The organism is Endozoicomonas sp. Mp262, assembly GCF_025643335.1.
In the GTDB taxonomy this organism is placed as follows: domain Bacteria; phylum Pseudomonadota; class Gammaproteobacteria; order Pseudomonadales; family Endozoicomonadaceae; genus Endonucleibacter.
On the sequence record NZ_CP092489.1, the window covers coordinates 5,066,755 to 5,088,421 of the forward strand.

General features: G+C 45.8%; 19 protein-coding genes. 10 read left to right on the forward strand and 9 right to left on the reverse strand.

Annotated elements, in window-relative coordinates; translation table 11 throughout:
* Positions 1 to 127: 127 nt before the first annotated feature.
* The 4 genes from MJ595_RS22695 (at position 128) to rrtA (ending at position 7,194) form a co-directional block, all read left to right on the forward strand.
* The gene (locus MJ595_RS22695) at positions 128 to 1,483 is read left to right on the forward strand and encodes an OprD family porin (RefSeq protein WP_263080403.1); all 1,356 of its coding nucleotides are present in this window, start codon (positions 128 to 130) and stop codon (positions 1,481 to 1,483) included.
* Between the two features lie 541 nt (positions 1,484 to 2,024).
* On the forward strand, positions 2,025 to 3,341 hold the full coding sequence (locus MJ595_RS22700) for an OprD family porin (RefSeq protein WP_263080404.1): 1,317 nt from the start codon (positions 2,025 to 2,027) through the stop codon (positions 3,339 to 3,341).
* Positions 3,342 to 3,547: 206 nt separating this feature from the next.
* Positions 3,548 to 6,199 (forward strand): ExeM/NucH family extracellular endonuclease, encoded by a 2,652-nt coding sequence (locus MJ595_RS22705; RefSeq protein ID WP_263080405.1) that lies wholly within the window; start codon positions 3,548 to 3,550, stop codon positions 6,197 to 6,199.
* 464 nt (positions 6,200 to 6,663) lie between these two features.
* Positions 6,664 to 7,194, forward strand: a complete 531-nt coding sequence (rrtA, locus tag MJ595_RS22710) for a rhombosortase (RefSeq protein WP_263080406.1) — start codon at positions 6,664 to 6,666, stop codon at positions 7,192 to 7,194.
* A 109-nt stretch (positions 7,195 to 7,303) separates the two neighbouring features.
* On the opposite strand, the gene MJ595_RS22715 is transcribed toward rrtA, so the two are convergent.
* The 3 genes from MJ595_RS22715 to MJ595_RS22725 all read right to left on the reverse strand — a co-directional run bounded on the left by MJ595_RS22715 (position 7,304) and on the right by MJ595_RS22725 (position 9,330).
* Positions 7,304 to 7,588 carry a hypothetical protein gene (locus tag MJ595_RS22715; protein WP_263080407.1) on the reverse strand — a complete coding sequence of 95 codons (285 nt, stop codon included), beginning with the start codon at positions 7,586 to 7,588 and terminating at the stop codon, positions 7,304 to 7,306.
* A gap of 167 nt (positions 7,589 to 7,755) precedes the next feature.
* On the reverse strand, positions 7,756 to 8,190 hold the full coding sequence (locus tag MJ595_RS22720; RefSeq protein ID WP_263080408.1) for a universal stress protein: 435 nt from the start codon (positions 8,188 to 8,190) through the stop codon (positions 7,756 to 7,758).
* Between the two features lie 129 nt (positions 8,191 to 8,319).
* Entirely contained in the window at positions 8,320 to 9,330 is a 1,011-nt protein-coding gene (locus tag MJ595_RS22725) for a TDT family transporter (protein ID WP_263080409.1), read from the reverse strand.
* A 115-nt stretch (positions 9,331 to 9,445) separates the two neighbouring features.
* Between MJ595_RS22725 and MJ595_RS22730 the strand changes: the two genes are divergently transcribed.
* From MJ595_RS22730 to MJ595_RS22745, 4 genes are all read left to right on the forward strand, one after another.
* Positions 9,446 to 10,345, forward strand: a complete 900-nt coding sequence (locus tag MJ595_RS22730; protein ID WP_263080410.1) for a LysR family transcriptional regulator — start codon at positions 9,446 to 9,448, stop codon at positions 10,343 to 10,345.
* 70 nt (positions 10,346 to 10,415) lie between these two features.
* Positions 10,416 to 11,575 (forward strand): IS3 family transposase gene (locus MJ595_RS22735; RefSeq protein ID WP_263079868.1). Its coding sequence is split into 2 segments (ribosomal slippage): positions 10,416 to 10,686 and positions 10,686 to 11,575, totalling 1,161 coding nucleotides; the frame shifts between segments, so codons are not numbered across the junction.
* 127 nt (positions 11,576 to 11,702) lie between these two features.
* Positions 11,703 to 12,650 carry a hypothetical protein gene (locus MJ595_RS22740; RefSeq protein WP_263080411.1) on the forward strand — a complete coding sequence of 316 codons (948 nt, stop codon included), beginning with the start codon at positions 11,703 to 11,705 and terminating at the stop codon, positions 12,648 to 12,650.
* A 562-nt stretch (positions 12,651 to 13,212) separates the two neighbouring features.
* Positions 13,213 to 13,590, forward strand: coding sequence for a RidA family protein (locus MJ595_RS22745; protein ID WP_263322571.1), 378 nt, complete (start codon positions 13,213 to 13,215; stop codon positions 13,588 to 13,590).
* A gap of 63 nt (positions 13,591 to 13,653) precedes the next feature.
* Here MJ595_RS22745 and MJ595_RS22750 read toward each other — a convergent pair whose 3' ends face one another.
* From MJ595_RS22750 to petA, 4 genes are all read right to left on the reverse strand, one after another.
* Entirely contained in the window at positions 13,654 to 14,205 is a 552-nt protein-coding gene (locus MJ595_RS22750; protein ID WP_263080412.1) for a DUF2058 domain-containing protein, read from the reverse strand.
* A gap of 462 nt (positions 14,206 to 14,667) precedes the next feature.
* On the reverse strand, positions 14,668 to 15,426 hold the full coding sequence (locus MJ595_RS22755) for a cytochrome c1 (protein ID WP_263080413.1): 759 nt from the start codon (positions 15,424 to 15,426) through the stop codon (positions 14,668 to 14,670).
* A complete protein-coding gene (locus MJ595_RS22760) occupies positions 15,426 to 16,661 on the reverse strand; it encodes a cytochrome b N-terminal domain-containing protein (RefSeq protein WP_263080414.1) in 1,236 nt (411 codons plus the stop codon). Before MJ595_RS22760 ends, MJ595_RS22755 begins: the two co-directional genes overlap by 1 nt.
* Positions 16,661 to 17,254 carry a ubiquinol-cytochrome c reductase iron-sulfur subunit gene (gene petA, locus MJ595_RS22765; RefSeq protein ID WP_263080415.1) on the reverse strand — a complete coding sequence of 198 codons (594 nt, stop codon included), beginning with the start codon at positions 17,252 to 17,254 and terminating at the stop codon, positions 16,661 to 16,663. Before petA ends, MJ595_RS22760 begins: the two co-directional genes overlap by 1 nt.
* A gap of 507 nt (positions 17,255 to 17,761) precedes the next feature.
* On the opposite strand from petA, the gene MJ595_RS22770 reads away from it, so the two are divergent.
* Both MJ595_RS22770 and MJ595_RS22775 read left to right on the forward strand, forming a co-directional pair.
* Positions 17,762 to 19,231 (forward strand): hypothetical protein, encoded by a 1,470-nt coding sequence (locus tag MJ595_RS22770; RefSeq protein WP_263080416.1) that lies wholly within the window; start codon positions 17,762 to 17,764, stop codon positions 19,229 to 19,231.
* A 199-nt stretch (positions 19,232 to 19,430) separates the two neighbouring features.
* Complete coding sequence (locus MJ595_RS22775) at positions 19,431 to 20,528, forward strand: hypothetical protein (protein ID WP_263080417.1); 1,098 nt, start codon at positions 19,431 to 19,433, stop codon at positions 20,526 to 20,528.
* 83 nt (positions 20,529 to 20,611) lie between these two features.
* Here MJ595_RS22775 and rpsI read toward each other — a convergent pair whose 3' ends face one another.
* Both rpsI and rplM read right to left on the reverse strand, forming a co-directional pair.
* Positions 20,612 to 21,004, reverse strand: a complete 393-nt coding sequence (gene rpsI, locus MJ595_RS22780) for a 30S ribosomal protein S9 (RefSeq protein ID WP_263080419.1) — start codon at positions 21,002 to 21,004, stop codon at positions 20,612 to 20,614.
* 12 nt (positions 21,005 to 21,016) lie between these two features.
* Positions 21,017 to 21,445, reverse strand: coding sequence for a 50S ribosomal protein L13 (gene rplM, locus MJ595_RS22785; protein WP_263080420.1), 429 nt, complete (start codon positions 21,443 to 21,445; stop codon positions 21,017 to 21,019).
* Between the last annotated feature and the right edge of the window lie 222 nt (positions 21,446 to 21,667).

Genomic DNA, 21,667 nt, shown 5'->3' on the forward strand with positions numbered 1-21,667 from the left:
ATTCAACACAAACAAAAAACAGGGCTACTATTAAGGCCGGGAATACACAACCCCATCAAAACCAGCTGATCATTTAAATAAGCATCCTGTTTGACTTAATAACACTTGCCACAGGAATAGAAACACAATGAATAAATCAAGCAAAGCTGTTCTGGCCTGCCTGATGACTCCCTTGGGCTTTGATTCACAATTATTACTGGCCAACTTTATTGATGATGCCACAGCAGGGGGAAAGCTACGCACTGTTTATTATGATATTGAAAAAGGAGATCGTGTTTATCCAGACACAGGCATTAAAAAAAAATCAACCTATGTGGGTGCATGGACAGGCAGTGTAATGCTTGATGCCAAGTCCGGTTATTATGGTGATATTATTGGTGTGGATGCCTCCCTTTACGGTGTCACCAAACTGGATATGAACGAAAAAAACAGGGACAGTAAACAACTACTGAATGCTGATAATGAAGGCTTTAGCAAACTGGGCCAGGCCTATATCAAAATTAAATTCGGTGATAACAACCTGAATGCTAACTTCAATGCAGGCCGCCAAATGATTTATAACGCCTTGATATCCAGCTCCGGTTCCCGATCCGTACCCAGTACCTGGCAAGGCTATAACCTTAACAGTCATTTTTATGGAGTACATTTGGGACTGGTTTATGTGGATCAAATATCATTAAGGGATCAGGCAGGGTTTCACAGATTGGAAAACTTTGACGGCAAACGCATTGATTACGCTGCCGGAGGACAGATTGACACGTCTCTCAAAAACCTGAATCTATTATACCGTAACGGTTATTCAAAAGATTTCCTGCAAGCCCATAATATCAAAATAGGCTACAACTTTGATCTTCAGGAAGGTAACACCCTGACCATTGATACCCGCTACTATATTGCTAAAAAAGAGGGCGATCTATGGACAGGCTACGCCAACTGGGATGCCTCCCCGGCTCCCGGGCAACCCTATAAAAGCACGGATGCGGCATTTGATGACAAAGCCGAGAACTACAGCCTGAATGCCAAATTAACCCTCAACCAGTGGACACTGGTCGCTTCCGTCAGCCATACCAAGGCTGAATCCCAGGGAAATCTGGGCAGCTATTACTATGACTTTGGCAAAAATACCCATGGTATCTGTGACATTCAAACATCAGCCTTTGGCGAGGATTTTATGTATGATGGCGAAACCGCATGGAAAACCGGGGGATTATATGATTTCTCCTCAAGGGGAGCCAAAGGACTGAGTGTGGGTTATTTTTTCCATTACGGTACCGGAATGAAAGCAAGGAATGGCAAAACCGTTTCGGAAAATGAGCATGACCTGCTACTTTCCTATCTATTTCCCCAGAAACCGCTAGAAGGACTTAGCCTGAAGCTAATAGCCGGCTTTTATAATAATGATAAAGCGTTGCGTAATACCATAAGTTATGGAAAACGTATAGACCTGCGAGCATGGCTGGATTATAAATTTGTACTATTCTGACAAAAACCATAACACTTTCATGGTTATTTCAAGAAAATGGACTTTCATCCTTAAAAGTCACTCCACGGCAATAAAATCTTATATGACATCTATAAAAACAGGCATATTCTGTCGTATACAAAACTATTTATCAAATGCAAGAATTATTTTTGAAAAAGAAGTGTTTTTTCGCAAAAAACAAAGCCTATAGATAGCAACAAACGATAATTAAATACTATCACTTATTTCTGTAAGTAATTACTTTAAAGTTCATTTTTATTGATTTAAGATTGCATTTTTTTAATGGTGATATTTTCAAAATATTAACCGGTTACTTACCAAAAATTGACATAAATCAAAAAAATAAACCTGTTCATTAACGATAATCGACGCGCGTATATGACCAATATTTATCAAGCTAAATCAATATTGACTGACGGCAGTTAAATAATTTTCTGCGCTTAATTAAAGCCTTTATAAAGGGCTGGTAAGCCCATTTAATTGCAATATCCCCTCAGTTGCTTTAGCCACAGATAGATTCAACACACAAGGCTCCAAACTCATGCATAGCTTTAAAAAAAGCGCGCTGACCTGTGCCGTTGCGGCACTGACACTGGGCTCTCAAATTGCCAGTGCAAACTTCTCCAACCTTTATGAAGATGCTTCCGTTTCCGGTAAGCTGCGTGTTACTCACTACGATATTCAAAAAAGTGACAAGGCAGACAACAGTTCTTCTGCTGCCGGTGCTACCACTGGCGGTCTGATGCTGGATGCCAAGTCCGGCTACGCTTGGGATATTATCGGTTTCGACGCCTCTCTTTACAGCGCTGTTAAGCTCCGCATGGATGAAAACAACAGCCACAGTAACCAGCTGCTGAATGATGACAACAAAGGCTTCAGCAAAATTGGTCAGGCCTACGTAAAAGTTAAGCTGGGCAATGATGACCTGAACGGTAAGCTACAGGCTGGTCGTCAAATTATTTATAACGGCCTGATCTCCAGCTCCGGTTCCCGTACTGTACCAAGCAGCTGGCAGGGTTATAACCTCACCGGTAATGCTTTCGGCGTTAGCTACGGCCTGGCTTATGTTGACCAGATGTCCCTGCGTAGTGAAGCAGGTTTCCATAAGCTGGAAAACTTTGATGGCAAGCGTATTGACTATGTCATGGGTGGTCAACTGGGCTATAAGATCGGCGGCCTGGACCTGATGTACCGCAATGCCTTCTCCAAAGACTTCCTGCAAGCCCATAACTTCAATGCCGCTTACACCTTCAATCTGGCAGAAAATACTGACCTGACTGTTGGTGGCCGTTACTTTGTAACCAAGGAAGACGGAGACCTCTGGACTGGTACCACATGGGATGGCGATACCAACTTTAATGACAAGGCACAAAACTTCAGCCTGAACGCCAAGCTGGCGATGAACGACTGGACTGTTGTTGCCGCTGTGAGCAAGACCAAGGCTGAATATAACAAAGCAGGCGAACTGGGCAAGTACTACTACGACTTCGGTAAGAACACCCACGGTATCTGGGGTCTGGAAACTTCTGGCTTTGCTGAAGACTTCATGTACGACGGCGAAACTGCATGGATGGCTGGCGCTCAGTACGACTTCGCAAACCTGGGCGTGAAAGGCCTGAATGTTGGCTACTTCTTCCACTACGGTTCCGGCATGGAGCTGAACAACAAGAAGCTGTCTGAAGAAGAGCATGACCTGCTGGTTACCTACGCGTTCCAACAGGAAAGCCTGAAAGGCCTGAGCTTCAAGATGAAGTACGGCCTGTACAGAACCAATGACAAAGAACTGCGCGACTACATCGGCTACGGCAAGCGTGATGACCTGCGCGTATGGCTGGACTACAAATTCGTAGCATTCTAAGCCTTTTTAGAAAGCCCCGTATTTCCGGGGCTTTTTTATAACTATTTCCGCTATTTAAGTTTCTGTCAAACCGTATCCATACATACGTCTACAGACTTTTAATCCGTATTTACACAATCCTTAATCCCCCTCCGACCCCTCCCTCCCAGCGAGGGCGCAGGGAACGAAATAGATAAAAAAGTTCATTTAATCATTTTGGAGACCCCATGGCTTTACATGACACCCTTTCTTCGCCCCAAAAAAACAAAAACCGCTTTTTAGTATCCAGTCTGGCACTGGCTATTTCAGCCTCTGTTACCGGCAGCGCTTTTGCTGATGTTATTTTCAGTGAGTATGTAGAAGGCAGTGGTTATAACAAAGCTATCGAACTGTACAATACAGGTACTGAACAGGTTGACCTGAGCAACTACACAGTCAGACTTCATACCAATGGCGTCGCGGACAATCCCAAATCTCTTTCCCTCTCCGGAAAATCCCTGGATGCTGGTAAAGTTTTAGTTATTGCCCACAGCTCTGCCAGTGATGTGATTAAAGCTGAAAATAAAATGATTGATGCCTCAATCACCAATTTCAATGGTAATGACTCGCTAGTACTGGTACAGGGTGAAACACCTGTTGACGCTATTGGTATCATCGGTGACAGCACTGATTTCGGCAAAGACAAAACACTGGCCAGAAAAGAAGGCATATCTACTGGCTCAACCACATTTGACCTGAATGACTGGAATGAATTTAAAAAAGATGACTTCGATGGTCTTGGTCATGCACCGGGTACAAGAGTACCTGTCGATAAAGAGGATGATGGCGACACAATCGACCCAGGCCCCAGCTTTGGTAGCTGCGCCCAGCCTGGTGATGAATTAAAAAGAATCACCGATATCCAAAAGTTGGAGTTTGATGTTAATAAGGATGGTATAGCAACCAACCCTCAATATGTATTGGTTAAAGGCATCGTTACCCAGGTCACAGCAAGCGGTTATTTTATTCAGCAGTTTAAAACAGAGGAGGAACAGCAAGATAAAATATCCAGTGGTATCTACGTTTACGATAACATCAACCGCCCTAAAGTTGGTGAACGCATTTACCTGAAAGCCAAGGCGACTAAATATAAAAACATGACGCAGCTCACCGGCGTAAAACCAAGTGAGCTTAATGTTTGTGCCAGTAATATGCCAATACCAGGCCCTGTTTATCTGACTATGCCGGTCTCAGAGGTTGATCTTGACCAGTACGAAGGTATGCAGGTTGAAGTTGCGCCTGTATCTGGTGAAAGCTTCTACGTAACCGATACCTTTAGCCTGTCCCATTACGGACAAATCAAGGTATCCAGCGGCGCACCTCGGGCGATTCCCACCGACAAGCATATTCCTGGCAGCAACGAAGCTATCGCTATTAAAGAAAGTAATGCCAAAAACAGCCTGACTATCGAAGATGGCTTTAGCGGTAAAAACCCTGAAACTATTAGCTATTATCCAGAGTTTAGTCATGACAAAGCGGTTCGCATTGGTAGCCGTGTAGAAAATACTCTGAATGGCGGCCTGTATCGTTTTGGTGATGACTTCCAGTTAGTGCAGGTTGATGAACTTCAGCTGGACGAATCTGAGCACCCACGTATTCAGGAGCCAGCATCGGCCCCAGCCAACACTATTCGCATTGCCTCTTTCAACGTACTGAACTACTTCAACGGTTATGCAGGCAAAGACGGCAACCTGACTCCGGATGATGCCAAATACTGGGAGCACAGTATTAACGGTAACGCCCGTGGTGCTACGAGCAAAGAAGAGTTTGCTACCCAGCGTGAGAAAATCATTACTGCCATTAGCCGTATCAATGCTGACGTGGTCGGTATCCTGGAAATGGAAAATGATGGTTGGGATAATGATAGTGCAATTCACGACCTGGTCATTAATGGCATAAATAAAGTCAGCAACAAAACATACGACTATATTCGTACTGATGCAGACCTGATTGGTACTGATGTTATTAAAGTATCTCTGATTTATAACAAAGATGCGGTAGAACCTGCGGGCAAGCCAGTTATTCTGACTGAGTATCCATTTGACAAGGATACCAAAAAGCACCGCCCGCCAATGATCCAGACTTTCAAAGAGAAGGCAACCGGCAAAGAGTTCACCGTTGCCATCAACCACTTTAAGTCAAAAGGTTCATCCTGTAGCGCTATGGGTGATAAAACCGATGAATGGGGACAGGGTAACTGTAACCGGATGCGTGTTACCGCTGCTGAAACACTGGGTAAATATCTCGACGCACACTATCAAGGCAAAGATGTCCTGCTGGTTGGCGACTTAAATGCCTACGGCATGGAAGATCCTGTTCTGCTGCTGACGCAAAAAGATAAGGACATCCAGCGTACACTTGAGAAAATTACCCACAAAGATGGCAAATACACTGTAACACCGACTGCTTATCGCATGGATTTTGTTAATCTGGGACCAAAGTTCATCAAAGAGGACTACTTCAGCTATGCCTATGGTGGTGAAGTTGGTAGCCTTGATCACGGTTTAGCAAGTCCTTCACTGGCCAGCAAAGTGAAGCAGGTTCAGGACTGGAACATCAATGCCGGTGAACCTACCGGTATGGATTACACTACCAGCGACAAGCCTCAGGAAGTTCAGGATGCACTGATCGTAGCAGAGAGCCCATTTAGATCATCCGACCACAACCCTATTATGGTCGATGTTCAGCTGGGTGACAGAGATTCCAGCAATGGTAACGGCGATAACAACAGCGGAGTCAACACCGGCGATGAAGATGACTCCGGTAGCATGGGCTGGCTGACTCTGGGACTGGGTCTTCTGGGTCTGGGTGGCCGTCGTCGCAAGAAAAAAGCCGCATAATATCAGCTCCCCTCGTTCCCAGCGTCCTGAGGGTGTCGCGAAAGTGATTGTTATTAACCACGGAGACACAAAGACACGGAGATTTATAGTTTAAAGATACAAAAACTCTGTGCCTCCGTGTCTCCGTGGTTAAAAAAAGAGAATCAATCTCGTTTTATGCACACTGCATTCAGTTTCGCGACACCCTCTCCCCGCTGGGAATGCAGGCCTGTCCAGCCACGATAGCTACGAAACTAGGCGGATAGCACCGTATGCATTCCAGGCGAGGACGCCTGGAACGAGAGTGATCAAGTTAATCACACCTACAGCCGGGTATTTGCCCGGCCTTTTCTTTAATTAATGGTCGTCCCTTGAGCCTGTGTGAATATCATTGTGTATCGCTAATGAGAAAATCCTTTTTATCAAAGCCTCTAACCGCTTTTATTATAATAACGATAGTCATATCACTATTATCCCTGGGAAAAATGTACGACTGGTTATCACTGGATCGCCATGCGCCTTCATATTCACTAATCTGGCGTTGGATGACAGCACACCTGACGCATTTCAATATCCGGCACTTGCTACTCAACCTTTTCGGCTTGGCGATTATCTATTACATCAATGAGAAACTATTTTGTTCCTGGTGGGGGTTATTCTGCACAGTCAGTCTGTGCCTGTGGACTTCAACCTGTATTTGGTTGCTGAGTTCTGCTATCAGCCGTTACGCGGGGCTATCTGGCATACTTCACGGCTTGGCGGTTGTTGCAATCATCACCACGCCACACTATAAAAAACACATCAAAGCACTCATGCTGATTTTTTGGGCAGGAAAAACACTGAGGGAGCACACATCTTTCTACGATAGTGCTTTTATGGGTAACTTTTTACAAACCGGTGTCGCAGTGGATGCTCACTTATATGGTTTTATTGGCGGGATGCTATTGGTGCTTATTGCATATGCTTACAGTATAAACAGTGTTTATCAGAAAACCTCAAACCACTTGGTAGACTGAGAACGAAGGCCTCTTTACTATCGTTCCCTGCGTCCCTGCCGGGAATGCAGACCTATCCCTGAGGTATAGAAAGACCCATATACATTCCCGGGAAAACCATGAAAATAAGTCATGGTTTGCTGACCAGCTCCAGAATTTGCTTCAGCATATTACCATGCTCCACCTGACCTCTTTTCAACTCTCTTACATCTGATTTCAACTCTCTTACATCTGATTGCAATTCAGACAGCAGGTCACTATGGTGACTTAGCTCCCGGCGTATCTCCAGCATATGGGTATCTGTCCGGCACTGATGTCTCCTTATATCCAGAAAACCTTCTTCCACCTTTTCGGCCAGGGCATCAAACTCAGCCCGTCTCACAAACTCATCGCCTTCGGTTTCAATACTGCTCATGGCTAATCCTATGGGTTTATTTTTGTTGCAGGCTCAGTGTAGGCAGTTCATTGTCGCCTATCCACTGCTGCGCTATACCCACAGGCCGCACACCTGATATTCGCTGGACACATCCGTATACATTCCCGGCCGGGACGCCGGGAACGAGAGACAAATGTCGATTTTTTTCACAGGTCTGTTTTTATCAATAAAATATCACAGGGCATTTGCCGCACTACCGGCTCTGAAGCTGAAGCAAGTATTTCCCCCAGCCAACTATAGCGATGATGTCCCATCAGCAGCAAATCCACCTCATACTTCTTGACAGCTTCAGTGAGCGTCATGGCCATATCATCACAGCAATGCGAATAGCAATCCACCGGATAACCACAGTTTTCCAGCAAGCTTTTCATGGTCTTGATGGAACTCTGCTCTACGGCCACATTAGCCTTTTCAAGATTGATATCAAACATACCATGATAGGGTTTGCCCACTGTGTGCTCAATATGGATAGCACTTAATTTAGCCTGCTCGCAGCGAGCCCGCTGCACCGCCTTTTCAACCAGCAACCCCACATCCTTACCAAAATCAACAGCCAGCATGATATGTTGATACAGAGACATCTCTTACCCTCCGGTAGGGCTATTGTTACGAATAATTGCTCACTTATGAAGTATCCGAGCCAAGTAACAATAGAACGATTTTTCTGACTAAACCATAACCCGTTTGAAAACCGGATATCTTTATCTTGCTTACCCAGCGAAACTGTTTCTAAAGCGCGCCCCACACAGATAAAAAAACACATAGCGGATAGCCACATACAATACCATTGCGGTAGCCACATACAGTTCAATCCGAGCCAGGCCATCAGTTATTCTTGCAAGCCAGAAAAAATCCTTTTGAAATAACCAGTGGGTCAATTTAATCAGCGCAGTGGCACCAATCACCATTGGAAAGGTAAAGGCAGCATAGCCGGGGGAAAACGGCAAACGCAGCAGCCGGATAAATCCTGTATAAACGAGCACCGTCATCAACAGCGCCAAAGGTGCAAGAATAAGTATCAACAGTGGATCAGGCTGGTCACTAATGGTGAGATAGCCTGCGAGGGAAAGACTGGCCGGTGCTGCCATAATGGCAAAGGTTGGCAGCGCTGCATCAGGGATAACCCCCCTGAACATCAACCGGTAAAGCATCACCGGCAGTTTGACAAAATAGCAGCCCAGACCGAAGACAAAAAGGCTATACACCCCGTTTTCGTAGCCCATTCCATGGCTGGTGACCGCCGCAACAATAATACCCACAGGCGGAACAAACCAGCTGGGAACCATATGCTCCAGCCTGAAGTTGTTCACCCTGCCCACCACAAAGCAGACAAAGAGCACAATATGACAGATCACTGCCACCAGCCAAAGCCCCCTGGCAATACCTGGAATCACACTGAGCAAAGACTGGGAAATCACCATTAATGCCATGGCCGATGTGGGCATAACACTACTGATGACAGGGTGTGCCAACTCTTCCCGGATTAAATGGGGATGAAGCACAAACTTCGTAATAATCTTCAGCACCAGTATTGTCGCAATCAACGCTGATACTATTTTTAAGGGTTGCGCCCAATCCGGGCTTACCATGGACCAGGCTGCCCCCAGGCTTGCAATCCCAAGCGCCAAACCACCAAGGGGGGTAGGCACCCGCGCCAGCCTGGCTACCAGCCCACTGGGCTTAGCATTGTCAGACCATGGGTACTGCTGGATGGTTGCCATATCCTGAATCTCCGGGGTTATTCTTTATTCCCAGAACCATAACAACGGATTATTTATAAGAAAAATCAAACTTTTATATAATCTGATTCGATTTTTCTTATACTCAAAACCACCGATGCATATCACCTTACGACAACTGAGAGCCTTTCGTGCTGTGGCCAGCCTTGGTCAGGTTCAGTTGGCAGCCCATCAGCTCAGTCTCTCCCAGCCCGCAACCAGCATGGCTATTTCCGAACTGGAGAAGCAGTTGAATTGTCGCCTGTTTGACCGAACCAGTAATCGACTTGTTCTGAATCCCCAGGGTATCCGGCTGCTACCTCTGGCCTGTGAACTGCTGGACCGCAGTAATGAAATAGGAACACTTTTCCAGCAACGGAATCAAACCCCATCAGGAAAACTGACCATTGGTGCCAGTACTACTATCGGCAACTATCTGATCCCCCAGGTTCTTGCCAGCCATGAAAAAAATCATCCTGGTATCACCGCCACACTGGATATCCAAAATACCTCTACGCTGATTAATAAACTGGCTGCTTTCGATATTGATATCGCGTGCATAGAAGGCCCCTGCCAGCACAGTGATATGGAGGTGATCCCCTGGCTTGAAGATGAGCTGGTTGTGTTTTGCTCACCCTCTCACCCCTTGGCAGGTATGGGAAACCAGCCAATCTCTTTGCAAGACCTTGAGGACGAGTCCTGGATTCTCCGGGAGTCAGGCTCCGGTACCCGAATGCTTTTTGACTTTTATATTGCCCAGCACCTCAGGCATTTGAATATTCGCATGGAACTCAATCAAACCGAGGCCATCAAACAACTGGTATTGGCAGGCACCGGAATAAGCTGTCTTTCCCGGTACTGTATTGCCCGCGAACTTGAGCAAAAAGAGCTGGTAAGCCTTGCCCTGAAGGGGTGTGCACTAACCCGCAAGCTGTCAATCCTGATTCATAAAAAGAAGTATATCGGCCCGCTACTTGACTCATTGCTGCAACAGCTTTGGCAAGCTGCCAGATCCTGAACTTGAAGTGGTTATAGTTTTCCGGACACACAAACAAGGGTAATCTTGAAACCCTACTAAGGTGTGAAGCATGTCGGAAAAGAAAGTAAAAAATTACACTGCTGAGTTCAAGGAATCTGCTGTGAAGCTGGCAGTTGAATCAGATAAGCCAGTGACTGAAACTGCTCAGGAGCTTGGGGTTAATGCGAATACCCTGCATACCTGGATAACAAAGTACCACCGCCATAAGGTGGCTAATCAGCCCAGGAAAAATGATGAGCATGTGTATGATGAAGTGAAACGTTTGCGTAAAGAGCTGAAAATACTCAAAGAGGAGCATGCTATTTTAAAAAAGGCGGCAGCCTTCTTTGCAAGAGAAAGTCTCTGAAATTTCAGTTCATTAAGGACAACCAGGAGCGCTTCAGTATTACTGCCATGTGTCGGGTTATGTCTGTATCGACCACAGGCTTTTATGACTGGTGCTCTCGTCCAGAATCGAACCGAAGTCAGGAAGACCGTGCATTGAAGGCAGATATCCGCGTGATACATGAAAAACACCGCCAGCGTTATGGTGAGCGCCGTATAAAAGACGATCTTGCTGATCAGGGTAAAAACGTTAGCCGTCAACGAATCAGTCGCCTAATGAAGGAGGAAGGCATTGTTTGCAAAACAAAGCGCAAGTTCAAGGCAACAACAGACTCCCGCCATAACAAGCCGGTGGCCGAGAATCTGCTGAACCGCAATTTCAAACGGGAGCAGCCCAATGAGGCTTACGCGGGAGACATTACCTATATTCGTACCCGGGAGGGCTGGCTGTACTTGTCCGTATTCATTGATTTGCATTCGAGGGCTGTGGTTGGCTGGTCTATGAGAGATCGCATGACGGCATCACTGGTCACTGACTCCCTTGTGATGGCTATGTGGAAGCGGAGGCCAACAGAAGGGCTGCTGGTACATAGTGACAGGGGCAGCCAGTATGTCTCGGAAAGCTATCAGAAATTGCTGAAAGAAAATGGCTTTATTTGCAGTATGAGCCGTAAGGGAAATTGCTGGGATAATGCGGTGGCAGAGAGCTTCTTCCATACGCTGAAAGCTGAGCTTGTTCACCATGAAGACTTCCAGACAAGGGAAGAGGCGAAGCAGGCAGTTTTTGAATACATTGAGGTCTATTATAACCGCCAGAGAAAACACTCTGGTAATGGCTACCTGGCACCTTTCAAATATGAACAGAAAATTGCCGAGGCAGCGTAAAAAAGTGTCCGGAAAACTCTTGCCAGATCAACTATCCTGTTTTTCAATCCAAACCGCGCCCGATTAGAGAACCATCATTTGATGAAGCTGCGAAGGGCGCGAGAGGGTAATTATTCAGGTAACAACTATGATAAAACATATTCCATGCTATCTGCTTCTTGATACCTTCCGTTATCAGCTTTTTTTGCGCCTGTCTAAATTATCAAGGCCGGTTTATGCACTGATTATTCTGACTGCCCTGTATGGCTGCGGTGCTCACTCACCACAACAGATCACTTCTGACCAACAATTCCGGCAAGCAAACAGCCAAACGGTGAAAATGGTGATCCTCACTGATGCCACCAGCACACTTATGGGTGATAAAGGTATCTCGCCCGAGGTTAAGTCGGCATTATCCCGTCAAGTCATCACGCCCCTCAGAAAGTCCGGCACCATTGAAATATCAGGGAACGATAAAAACACCCGCCCCCTTGCTGTCAACTTCCAAAAGGCCTTTGAACAAAGCCTGCTTGATTTGCTTGATGAGCAGCAAATAAGTAGCATCACTGCCATTATCCATACCCCTCAACCGGCAACTCCCCTTTGCAATCCTCCAGGCAGGCATCTTGGTGAATCCCTTCACCCCGAAATCAAGCAGGACCCACAACGTATTAAAACCGTCGAGGATCGAACCATCACCGTCAGGCGAATGGCTCGTTATGGAGAAGGGGTTTCTATGTATATTGCCTACCCTAAAGAAGGAATGAACAAACGCTCACCGGCACAGCAAGATATCTATCGCAGCGAACTCAAAAACACAGCCAACACCAGCCTCCGGGATGCTCCTCTCTCATGCACAACCATGCCTGAGCATATCATTGGCGCATCCTACATTATCACCACACCCAACAACCAAAAACTGTTCTTTAGCCTGGTGGGTAAGCAAGCCGTTGCAGGAACCGGGGCAACTGACTGGCAATTCTGGTTTGATGATCTCTCACAAGCGGATATTCGTACACGCTATGACGAAGTATTTCAATATCTAAAGCAATGCGGTCAAAACATAGAACCCGAAGGTAAGGGGCATAAACTATAATCACATCTATTAAAAACTGAACGACAATTCTTACACGTCTGCATCATTTACCTTACCCCGGTGAAAATCCGCTGGTTATATTGAAGATTATTCCGGGGCATTCATTCAACGCTATTTGACATAAGTATTCACTTTATAAAAAAATAACTATATAGACGTATACTCACAGCAACCCCAATCAATAACAATTTACCCAAATAAAAATAAGGATAACACAACCTCTTACGCAACAATTTCCATTAATTGTTTTGTAAAAATACTAACGGTATTTTTAGAATCAATTTTACAAAAAAGATACCGTTCAATAAGCACTCACATTTTTTTACATAAATATTAAACAATGTTTCCCGAATTTATTTTTATTCCAACAGCCACTTATTAACCACACGATTTATAGGCTTTAAATAAATTAAACAGGCATCTAAATAAACTTTTATTGATTTAAATTCTAGGTATTTATACCAAAATACGACATTGATTAGCCATTTTCCCCATGACAAAAAGAAAAGGGATCACTAAAATTCAGTTTTCGCCTAATAACTCGATGGTAACACTCAAAATTATGGCTAAAGTCATTGAAACACCGGATGCACCTCCGGCTATTGGTCCATACTCCCAAGGCATACAGTTTGGCAATATGATTATTACCTCCGGGCAATTGCCAATAGAGCCAGAAAGTGGTGAGCTTTCTGAAGACACCAAGGAACAAGCTCACCAGTGCCTGAAAAATGTAAAGGCTGTCCTTGCTGCATCTGGCTACAAAATGAGCCATGTTCGCAAGGCCACCGTTTTTGTAAAAGACATGAATGACTTCACGGATATTAATGAGGTCTACAAGCAGTACTTCACCATTCCATTTCCTGCTCGCAGCCTGGTTGAGGTTGTCCGGCTTCCCAAGGATGTTAAGGTAGAGATTGAGGTCATCGCCAGTAAGGACTAAGCCAGCCTATTCTGGCATAGTCGGCTTTAAGCGCGGGGGAGTGGTTCCCCCGTAAGCAGCCCTTTACCACATCAAGTCGTCTGGAATCTGGTAATCTGCATACCAATCTTCCTCTTCCACAGAATCTTCTTCCTGTCCTTTCTGGTTTTGCAGCACAATGATCTCAGGTATCCTCTCGGCAATTTTCTCGGCCACAGGAACTGGAATCAGTATAAATTCCTCATCCTGAACCGCTATTGCCAACAACCCACGGCTTAACTTGTTCTGAATGGCGTCTGTGACGTAGATTTTTTTAACTTTCTTCTCGTACACAAAGTTATAGCCAACATCGCCCTTCTCCCTGGCAATGGCATTGCGCTCAATCAGCTGACGAACCTGGGCCAGAATAGCCTTTCGGTTCTTTTCCTCTTCCCGCTGCCGATTTAGTTCCCGATCACGCTCAACCTTGGCGGCACGCTCCTTTTCCAATTCTATCCTGCGAAGCTCTTGCTCCGTTGCCACTCCGTCTTTAGCGGCCTGCTTCTTCTTTTTTTTCGTGGATGTTTTTGCCTTAAGAGCCTGTTGCTTGCTGGCAAGCCCGGCTTTCATCAGCTGGTCTCTCAGTGATTTGCTCATGGTCGATAATAACTACAGAATTTATGAAAAGAATAACGATTGGTGAGGAAAGCATCTTAGCAATCAGAGTTCCTTCAGGCCAGTTGCTGATTACTCTCCTTCCCTGCATCCCGAGAATGTCGTGCCCCCCCTGAACAAGAAGACTATGATCTGATAAAAAAGCCCGGATATTCACCGGGCTCCTGAAAGAAATCAATGTCTAGGGGTTGTTGACGTTTGCTCGTGTGCTCAGCCAAAACCAGCGGTTTCGTGGCTAGGCGCAGTAGCGCAGGAAGACTCACGTCTTTCAAGCTACTGCAACGACGGCACGGAATCGCTGGTTTTGGCCCTTCGGGTGGCTCGTAAAGCGGCTTTCCGACGGCGTTGGACTGGCTTGACGTAGAATAACTATGCCTGCACCAGTCCTCCTTGTGGAAAACCGCTTTACGAGCCACTGAGCTCACGATCAAACGTCAACAGCCCCTAGTGTACATCTTTCCAGTACTCCCGCTTCAGCAGATAGGCGAACACCAGGAACACCAGCAGGAACAGGAACACATAGATACCCAACTGTTGACGCTCCATTTTCATGGGCTCGGCAGAATAGGACAGGAAATTAACCAGGTCATACATGGCCTGATCAAACTCATCCACCGTCATGCTTCCCTTCCGCTCAGGATCTACCTTTAAGCCACAAAGTTTCTCCCCGGTCAAAGGATCCCGGGCCGTATCATCCCCCCCTACACAGGAGTCCACCTGAACGCCTTGCAGTTCCATCAGCACATGGGGCATGCCCACATCCGGGAAGACCTTATTGTTCACACCCCAGGGACGCTTAGGATCTTCATAGAAAGTCCGCAGATAGGTATACAGCCAGTCTTCTCCCCGAACCCTGGAAACCAGGGTCAAATCCGGAGGCGCGGCGCCAAACCACTCTTTTGCCTCCTTCTGATCCATATTATTGGTCATTAAGTCACCAATCCTGGCGCTTTTATCAAAGACCAGGTTTTCCATCATCAGGTCATGGGGAATCCCCAGATCATCGGCAACCCGCTCATAGCGCTGGAAGGAAGTGGCATGACAGCCTGCGCAGTAATTCTGATAATATTTAGCCCCTCTCTGCAACGAGGCCTTATCAGAATGATCGGTATCCACCGAATCAAGATCATAACCGCTGCCACCTGCCGCCAAAGCCAGGACAGGAGCAAAGAGGAATAGCAGAGCCAGTGTTATTGTTTTCATTAGCCGGTCACCCTCTCCGGTACAGGTTTGGTTTTCTCCCACCGGGTATAAAATGGCATCAGCAGGAAGAAGGCGAAGTACAACAGGGTACAGATTTGCGCCACCAGTGTTCTGCCCTCAGTGGCGGACTTGGTGCCGAGGTAAGTCAGGATAATAAAGACAATGGCAAATAGCACAATGCCGATTTTGCTGCACAGGCCCTTATAGCGCCAGGACTTAACCGGACTCCTGTCCAGCCAGGGCAGGACAAACAGGATGGCAATGGCACCCCCCATGGCAATGACACCACCCAGCTTGGAATCAATAAAGCCAATATCGAAGGTAATGGCCCGAAGGATGGAATAGAAGGCACCAAAATACCACACAGGCGCAATATGTTCCGGTGTCTTCAGACTGTTGGCCTGTTCAAAATTGGCATGCTCAAGGAAATAGCCCCCCATTTCAGGAAGGAAGAACACCACCCCACAGAATACAAACAGGAAGACCACAACCCCGACAATATCCTTGACCGTGTAATACGGATGGAAAGGAATACCATCCAGGGGTATACCGTCAGGTCCTTTGTTCTTTTTAATCTCAATACCATCCGGGTTGTTGGAACCCACTTCATGCAGGGCGATAATATGCAGCACCACAAGCCCCAGCAGAACGATAGGCAGTGCCACCACATGCAGGGCAAAGAAGCGGTTCAGGGTAATCCCGGAAATCAGGAAGTCTCCACGGATAAACTCCTGAAGGTCCGGCCCAATCACCGGTATCGCCCCGAACAGGGAGATAATGACCTGCGCTCCCCAGTAGGACATCTGCCCCCAGGGCAACAGATACCCCATAAAGGCTTCAGCCATTAACGCCAAATAGATGGCCATGCCAAAGATCCACACCAACTCCCGGGGCGCCCGGTAGGAACCATAGATCAACCCCCTGAACATATGCAGATAGATCACCACAAAGAACATGGATGCTCCCGTTGAGTGCATATAGCGAATCAACCAGCCATACTCCACATCCCGCATAATGTACTCAACGGAGGCAAAGGCCTCCTCCGCGCTCGGTACATAGCTCATGGTGAGCCAGATACCCGTCAGGAGCTGATTCACCAGCACCAGCAATGCCAGCGAACCAAAGAAGTAAAAGAAGTTAAAATTTTTCGGTGCGTAATATTTACTGAGATGATCTTCCCAGACCTGGGTAACCGGTAACCTGGCATTAAGCCAGTCCATAAATTTCGTGGCCATTACACATTACCCCCATCTTCACCAATAATCAGGATGTCATCCGTTTCAAAGGTATAAGGTGGCACTTCCAGGTTGGTGGGTGCCGGAACGCCTTTGTAAACCCTGCCAGCCAGATCAAATTTAGAACCATGGCAGGGGCAGAAATAGCCCCCCTGCCATTTGGCATCAAATTCCATTGGCTTTACTTCCGGCATAAACTTGGGAGAACAGCCCAAATGCGTGCAGAGCCCGACTAATACCAGAAACTCATCTTTCTGCGACCGAAATTCATTTTTCGCATAATCAGGTTGCTCGGACTTTTCCGATAAGGGATCCCGAAGCAGGCTTCCCTGTTCCCTGAGTACATCCAGCATCGCCTGGGTTCGTCGCGCCACAAACACGGGTTTACCTCGCCATTCGTAAACCACCTGCTGCCCGGGTTCTAATTTGCTGACATTGACTTTCACTGGTGCTCCAGCGGCCTTGGCCTTGGCACTGGGCGTCCAGGATTTCACGAAAGGTGTGGCGACCCCTACGGCCCCGGCAGCCCCCACCACCGAAGTTGCTGCCACGAGAAAGCGGCGGCGGCCTGTATTCACGCCGTTATCACTCATTACCTACTCTCCCCCATTTGAGCCTCTGCTCGATAGACTTCTTATTGTTCAGGGTGGGTTGCTTGCAGGATCTCTGTTCTACTCAACCTATTGACTCCAGACACTGATTCGGAAATAGCCGTCTATTCCCGGACAGACTTCCAGCTATTATGGTTGTTCTTCCAGAGGCCACAAACCCGGCTTTTAACCATTTTCTTTATCTGTGACATCTTTGCTTATCCCTGCCTCAGTACCCCACCTACTCACTAGGTACTAATGCGTAATGATACTGGTTTTAAGGCTATGGCAAAAGCCTCCGATAGATTTTATTACCAAAGACCCATTTGTTAGTCGGCATAACCCCATTGTTAGTAATATCAACCTTTAATTTCAAACATATCACAGTGCCACATTGTCTATTAATGCAGATATGCCCGATTTTAAAATACAACCTCCTCTAACATGCGGATAATGTCAGGGCAATAAAAAATCAAAATAACTAAAAAATAGAAAAGCAGGGAAAAAGCGATGCCTCATGATATTATTACCCTCATACAACAAACAGATATATCCAAAATACCACGACAAGAAGTGCAACAAGAGGACAAAGATGCCGTAATCCGCCTGACAAATGGCCAGATTGAATACGGCTCAAAACAACAGGGCACAACCGAGAAGATAGCCAAGTGGAGCTTCCATGTAGTTCGATCATTTTTTAATGGTTCAGACCAAACATACATGAGCTATCTACAAGACCAGGAAAAACTAGAATGCCATCAAGCCGTTGAAAGAATAAATAAAGGCCTTCGTTACAGGACTGTTTGCCCATTTGAATATACCGAACTAACCGGACCGCTCAATTATGGTCAATTAACTCAGCACCTGAAGGAAAATGAACAAAGATACGGTCTTGATCAGGCAAGCATAGAACAGCAGAAAAACCTTAAAGAAAAAATGGCCCGACTTTTAATCGATGAAAGCCTTAAATATCATCCCTGCAAAGGCACTGAACTCTACAACCATTTACTCCTCGCTATTTGTCGCTATCAATTACGAAGTGCATATCAGGTCGATGGGCTAGCTGAGCACCTGAAAACCACCGATAATTATAAAGCTTTAAGCCGAGCCAATAAAAAAATCCTTGATAGAGTGCTTGATGAGGTAAAAATCAGAATGGAGCAATTTCATAGCATGAACCTCAGCCAAAACCAATCAAGAGAAGAAACACCCTCAGGTGGACAATCAGTACTTTCTGGCATACCACCCCAGGATATTGCACTTATGGAGAAATCACTAAAAAAGGAACAAAATAGTTTTCCGGAAAATAACACTGACCAGCCTGTCACAGATTCCGAAACTACCATTAATGCTACCCTGCGTTGCGATAGTGGTACAAAGGATAATACTGATGAAATGGATACAGGCCTGCCTGCATCTAATAAGCAATATAACGATAGCAGCAGCCGTTTATCGCCTCAGCCAGCTGCTGAAAACAAACCAGTCACTAATCCGGATTTTGATAAAACTGCATATCAAATGAATGATACTCTTGATTCAGAACCTATGGCTTCAACTTCTAATAACGAAGACACAGATTTGAAGAAAAAAGACTCATGTGAAATATGCTTTGACTCTATAGAAGAGTCTATGAAACGCTACACCATTCATGAGGATGGCTCTAAGATTCACCTTTATGATGAAAATTGCTTTAAAGGTTTAAATGAAAAGTTTCTTAAACAAGGACTAAGAAAAACACACAAGCCTAAATGCCCTCACTGTAAGACACTTTTGCAGCACACTGCTAGTGATACAGAAGATAAAAGTCGTATTCGATACCGTAAAGATTTCACAGCTATTTCATATACCAGCCGCTCAGAAGTTGAATCTGCACAAAAACATTTAAAACATTCTATCTCATTAAAAGATAAAAATAGTGATCAAGATCAACCCCCTAAAAAACGTCAATGCCTCAACAGATTAAATTCAACTGACTCATGATAATCACTCACAAATAGCTATTAATATACAGTATACAGTTCCATATAAAACCAATCAGCTGTGTTCCAAGCAGAATATTTTTTATTTTTAAATACGTAAGCAGGCATAACTATTATGCCGTCCCCTCTTACTTACAAAAAACCTTTTTATTTATTCATGGTCAATATAAAAGTGAACAATAAACCTAGAGAATATAACAATGATATACAACTTTATAGATAAGTATCAGCAGCTTCCACCCAAGGCAGCTGAAAGTGACTCTGCCATAAGGTTAGTGGAGGATGATATTGAATTTGGCCCAAAACAGGAATCATCACTGGGTCAATTTGGGCACTGGTTCATTGGCAAGATAAAAACACAGACACAGGGTTACACCGAGTTATTAAAAGAAAAAGACTACAAAGAACGCAAAGCGGCTATGGAAATGTGCAATAAAGACCTACAAAACCGGGTTATCTGTGGTCATAGCCATGAAACACTAGAGGGAGAGACCCTGACCCGTTCAACACTTGATGACACTCTACGCTCCAAAGCAAAGAGCTATGGATTAACTGCGGACCGTTGTAAGGAGCGTCTTGAGACAGAACAAGCACTTCAACTGAAAATGCAACCTGGAACCATTAGTGCAAGGGAGCCTCACCGATTATCTCCTTATTATAAAGAGCTCTGCAAAGCCATATACAGTCATCATTTATGCAGTCAGCATGAAATTGACTCATTACAAGAAAAACTCAAAACTTCATCAGGTATTTTTCAACTTAACCAAAATGAACAACAGGATTTAGATACAATATTTTCCGCTATTAAACAGCAATTACTTCAACTTCATACCCTGATTAAAGAAATTGACAAATCCCATGAACAAGATGAAGCTATTACAGCGGAGTTTATAAAAAATTTAGTGAATAGAGATGAAAGCATCGCAGGAGAAATTCGAGAGCAGCTCATAAAAAGCCTTGTTTACCATGCTAAAGCAGAAAAGATTTTTTCTAGCGATGAATGCCAAATATGCTTTGAGCCATCCACACAGAAAAGTCCTGCTGTCTATGGTGTTGCACACAAACCTGAGGAGAACAGTGATGTTGCCGAAATTCATATTTTCGGGCACAAAGAGTGTATATTAGAAGCTATAAATAGTAGAGAAGGTGCCTGTCCTAGCTGTGGAACAGATGCTATTACAAAATACCCTGGTACCCAAAAGCCCTTCATAGTAAGAACCGTCGGGTTCAAACAGGATGAAACTGATTCCCCACCCCGCAAACGTCGGAAACTAGCTGCCTCTACCAGTCATAACTAAAAAAATACCCGGCATAAACCGGGTATTTTTTCTTCGAATAAAATCGAAGCACGCAGCAAAGATGCCCTTTGGGGCATCCCTGATTAACGCTTGGAGAACTGTGGACGCTTACGTGCTTTACGCAGACCCACTTTCTTACGCTCAACTTCACGGGCATCACGAGTTACATAACCCGCCTTGCGCAGAGGAGAACGCAGAGTCTCGTCGTACTGCATCAGTGCACGGGTAATACCGTGACGGATCGCACCAGCCTGACCGGAACCGCCGCCACCAGATACAGTGATCTTGATGTCGAACTTTTCAGTCAGTTCAGTCAGTTCCAGCGGCTGACGAACAACCATACGAGCGGTCTCACGACCGAAGTATTCGTCCAGAGCACGACCGTTAACAGTGATGCTGCCAGAACCAGCTCTCAGGAAAACACGCGCAGTAGAGGACTTGCGGCGTCCAGTTCCGTAGTATTGAGTCACAGACATAGCTACCCCCGATTAAATTGCCAGTTGCTGAGGCTGCTGAGCAGCATGTGGATGCTCGCTGCCGGCGTATACCTTCAGCTTGCTATACATGGCGCGACCCAGCGGATTGCGGGGCAGCATGCCTTTAACAGCCAGTTCAATTACCATTTCAGGCTTGTGATCGATGAGCTTATCAAAGCTCGCGGAACGCAGGCCACCGGGGAAACCGGTGTGACGGTAATACATCTTGTCGGAAGCCTTACGGCCAGTTACGCGTACTTTCTCAGCATTGATGACAACGATGTAGTCACCGGTGTCCACGTGAGGAGTGTACTCCGGCTTATGCTTACCACGCAGGCGGGAAGCGATCTCTGTGGCCAGACGACCCAGCGTCTTGCCCTCGGCATCGACTACATACCAGTCACGCTTGACTGTTTCTGGTTTTGCGCTAAAAGTTTTCATTCAATATTCGCCTCAAGGGAGCTGTTTTCACAGCGTCCTGTTCTTACTTGGCCAACCCACTGCTTTCGGACCAGGCTAATAGACCGCCAGGGCCGGCCTGTTCAAACATCAGGCGCTCAAATAGGGAAACGGGTGCGGTATTATAGCTTCTGATGACAGGAAAGAAACCCTTTTATTCACATACAACTATAATATTTAGCGCTTTACATTTTGTTAGCCTCA

Excerpts from the sequence above, each read along its gene's own strand:
- MJ595_RS22695 (WP_263080403.1), top strand. The coding sequence starts at position 128 with ATGAATAAATCAAGCAAAGCTGTTCTGGCCTGCCTGATGACTCCCTTG.
- MJ595_RS22700 (WP_263080404.1), top strand. The coding sequence starts at position 2,025 with ATGCATAGCTTTAAAAAAAGCGCGCTGACCTGTGCCGTTGCGGCACTG.
- MJ595_RS22705 (WP_263080405.1), top strand. The coding sequence starts at position 3,548 with ATGGCTTTACATGACACCCTTTCTTCGCCCCAAAAAAACAAAAACCGC.
- rrtA (WP_263080406.1), top strand. The coding sequence starts at position 6,664 with ATGTACGACTGGTTATCACTGGATCGCCATGCGCCTTCATATTCACTA.
- MJ595_RS22715 (WP_263080407.1), bottom strand. The coding sequence starts at position 7,588 with ATGAGCAGTATTGAAACCGAAGGCGATGAGTTTGTGAGACGGGCTGAG.
- MJ595_RS22720 (WP_263080408.1), bottom strand. The coding sequence starts at position 8,190 with ATGTCTCTGTATCAACATATCATGCTGGCTGTTGATTTTGGTAAGGAT.
- MJ595_RS22725 (WP_263080409.1), bottom strand. The coding sequence starts at position 9,330 with ATGGCAACCATCCAGCAGTACCCATGGTCTGACAATGCTAAGCCCAGT.
- MJ595_RS22730 (WP_263080410.1), top strand. The coding sequence starts at position 9,446 with ATGCATATCACCTTACGACAACTGAGAGCCTTTCGTGCTGTGGCCAGC.
- MJ595_RS22740 (WP_263080411.1), top strand. The coding sequence starts at position 11,703 with ATGATAAAACATATTCCATGCTATCTGCTTCTTGATACCTTCCGTTAT.
- MJ595_RS22745 (WP_263322571.1), top strand. The coding sequence starts at position 13,213 with ATGGCTAAAGTCATTGAAACACCGGATGCACCTCCGGCTATTGGTCCA.
- MJ595_RS22750 (WP_263080412.1), bottom strand. The coding sequence starts at position 14,205 with ATGAGCAAATCACTGAGAGACCAGCTGATGAAAGCCGGGCTTGCCAGC.
- MJ595_RS22755 (WP_263080413.1), bottom strand. The coding sequence starts at position 15,426 with ATGAAAACAATAACACTGGCTCTGCTATTCCTCTTTGCTCCTGTCCTG.
- MJ595_RS22760 (WP_263080414.1), bottom strand. The coding sequence starts at position 16,661 with ATGGCCACGAAATTTATGGACTGGCTTAATGCCAGGTTACCGGTTACC.
- petA (WP_263080415.1), bottom strand. The coding sequence starts at position 17,254 with ATGAGTGATAACGGCGTGAATACAGGCCGCCGCCGCTTTCTCGTGGCA.
- MJ595_RS22770 (WP_263080416.1), top strand. The coding sequence starts at position 17,762 with ATGCCTCATGATATTATTACCCTCATACAACAAACAGATATATCCAAA.
- MJ595_RS22775 (WP_263080417.1), top strand. The coding sequence starts at position 19,431 with ATGATATACAACTTTATAGATAAGTATCAGCAGCTTCCACCCAAGGCA.
- rpsI (WP_263080419.1), bottom strand. The coding sequence starts at position 21,004 with ATGTCTGTGACTCAATACTACGGAACTGGACGCCGCAAGTCCTCTACT.
- rplM (WP_263080420.1), bottom strand. The coding sequence starts at position 21,445 with ATGAAAACTTTTAGCGCAAAACCAGAAACAGTCAAGCGTGACTGGTAT.